Consider the following 2,217-nt stretch of genomic DNA (forward strand, 5'->3'; position numbering starts at 1 on the left):
CCAAAATGTGTCCACTAAATCATCCTAACACCACTTTCCATATCAAATTGCTTATTGTTGATGTTTACCATGTGAGACATTCCTCTTAAATTAATACTTTGTCTTGCTAAATCTTCCAATTTCTTTTCATCTAAAGTACTAATAGTATTTAGACTATCAGAGGGAGTAAACTCTTTGTTTTCTATCGTATTCTCAATTCTCATTGTCAAGGCAACCAAATTATTTGCTAGTAAATGAATTACCTCACCTTTTTTATAATTCTGAGTATCCACTAATATTTCTGCCCTTTCCCCGGGGGCTAAAAGTAGTTTACTAAGTTTAACAGAAGTATTCAGAAAACCACCATCTGTAGCAATTTGGTAGAATGATTCATCTTTATCCAAAGTAAAAGTGAAGTTTCTTGAATTAGATCCATTAACAATTCTATACCTCATCCATCGGTTTTTTATCTCAATATATGGATTGATAGTGCCATTAGTAAGCAACGTCTCCCCTTTTGTTCCATCAGAGTTAAAATCATTTTCATAGTTAATTTGATTAGTGGAGCTGAAAGATTTATCTTGCACAATCAAGGGAATGTCGTCGACACCATATTTGGAAGGTAAATCTAATGATTTTGAGTTGTCATCATCAATATACATCAAACCTGCTAAACCCTTATAAACTTGAGATGCTGTTTCTCCTTCCGGATGGGGATGAAACCAGAGTGTAGAAGCTTCTTGATCAACCTCGAATGTTACACTTTTTTTCTGTCCTGCTTCTATAATCTGATGTGGACCTCCATCTGCATCAGAAGCTACTTTCAAACCGTGCCAATGAAAAGATGTGCTAGCATCAAGATTATTGTTTGTATTGATAGTAACTTTTTGACCTTTTTTCAGTCTAATAACTGGTCCTAAAAAATCCCCGTTATAGCCTAATGTTTCAGTTTTTTCTCCATCCATTATTTGAACTTCTCCGTTTTGAGCAACTATATCATATATCACATTTTCTTTGCTTTTTGAAGATGGTTCAAGAACAGGGGGAATCAATAGTTGTCTCTCCGTTTGGTGTACTACCTTCAAATCAGCTTCTTGATTATCCCCCATCATATTGGACATTCTACTTGAGATTTGTCGTTGTTCTTCTTGAAAGACAACTTCAGCATGCTCCTCCTTGTTCTGCTGTTGAATCAATATGAAAACACCGCCTAGGGTCAACATTGATATTGTTGCTGCTAACCAAATATATTTATTATTCTTCAACCCATCATCTCCCATATCTATTATGTAGTTACCATAAAAAAAATATGTGGAGATTTTGTGTTGATTCCCCCACATATACTTATACTTATATAGATATATCCCTAGTTACAGTATACTTTGTATTTTTTAGTAGTTGATTTAAGAATGTTAAAGTTAATTTTGAATCAGCATCGAAAGTAACTGTACCTCTAGCCAAATCAACTATTTTTACACTGACTGTTGGCTCTGCTTCCAAAGCATTTCTTACTTTTGATGCACACCTTGAGCAATTCATTCCGTCAATAACCACTATTTGCAAATATTTCATCATAAAATTCCTTCTTTCTTAAAAAAGTCGCCTATATTGGATTTACTAATCTAATCAATCTTTTAAGAATTGTCTTACAAGTATCATAAGGAAAATTTATGGAGAAACCATGTATAGAGTTTGTTTTAGAGCTTTTAAATATAGGATAGATACAGATTGATTTGTTTAGTGTATGATTGCATATCATGGACATATATCGCTAAGTATCGCGCCCAAAACATAGGTTTCGAGTTTCATGAATATCCTAACAGGTAGAAGTGCTATGATGATATTCGATAAGCATCCTAATATGAAATATAAGTTTAGAACTGCTATTTTGGATAGTTCTTCCTCCTATTCAAATAAATAATTGTTCTACATAAGAATTTCACAATCCTCTCTACCCTCCTCTACTACCAAGTGAAAATCCATTTCAACTAATACCAAAACCCTACATTGGGATTCCAAAGGATTTTTGAGTTCAAAAAAACATGAAATGCCTCTCAGAAATCCGTCCATTGGATTCAACATATACTTATGCACAAAAAGCAGTGAATAAATTTAAAAAACTGGTTTTTCTATATATCTCAATTTGAAAAAAGTAGAATATAGAGGAACTTTCTTACCATAAGAATTCACATATTTAATGTGATGATGAGAGTGTAAAATATTTTGTGTAAATAGAAA

General features: G+C 32.9%; 1 protein-coding gene and 2 pseudogenes. 1 reads left to right on the top strand and 2 read right to left on the bottom strand.

The annotated features are described in order from the left end of the window. Positions 1-35 precede the first annotated feature (35 nt). Positions 36-1,319: pseudogene (locus HMPREF2961_RS10425) on the bottom strand (multicopper oxidase family protein); the annotation flags it as partial. A gap of 10 nt (positions 1,320-1,329) precedes the next feature. Further along, positions 1,330-1,554: a heavy-metal-associated domain-containing protein gene (locus HMPREF2961_RS10430; protein WP_002294786.1), complete on the bottom strand. Its 225-nt coding sequence runs from the start codon at positions 1,552-1,554 to the stop codon at positions 1,330-1,332. Between the two features lie 181 nt (positions 1,555-1,735). On the opposite strand from HMPREF2961_RS10430, the pseudogene HMPREF2961_RS15800 reads away from it, so the two are divergent. Beyond that, positions 1,736-1,855: pseudogene (locus HMPREF2961_RS15800) on the top strand (transposase); the annotation flags it as partial. Positions 1,856-2,217: the final 362 nt, after the last annotated feature.

Origin of the sequence: Enterococcus sp. HMSC076E04 (genome assembly GCF_001814285.1) — a bacterium.
GTDB lineage: Bacteria > Bacillota > Bacilli > Lactobacillales > Enterococcaceae > Enterococcus_B > Enterococcus_B lactis.

What these genes read in the sequence shown, in the direction of transcription:
- HMPREF2961_RS10430 (WP_002294786.1), bottom strand. Translation starts at nt 1,554, where the DNA reads ATGATGAAATATTTGCAAATAGTGGTTATTGACGGAATGAATTGCTCA.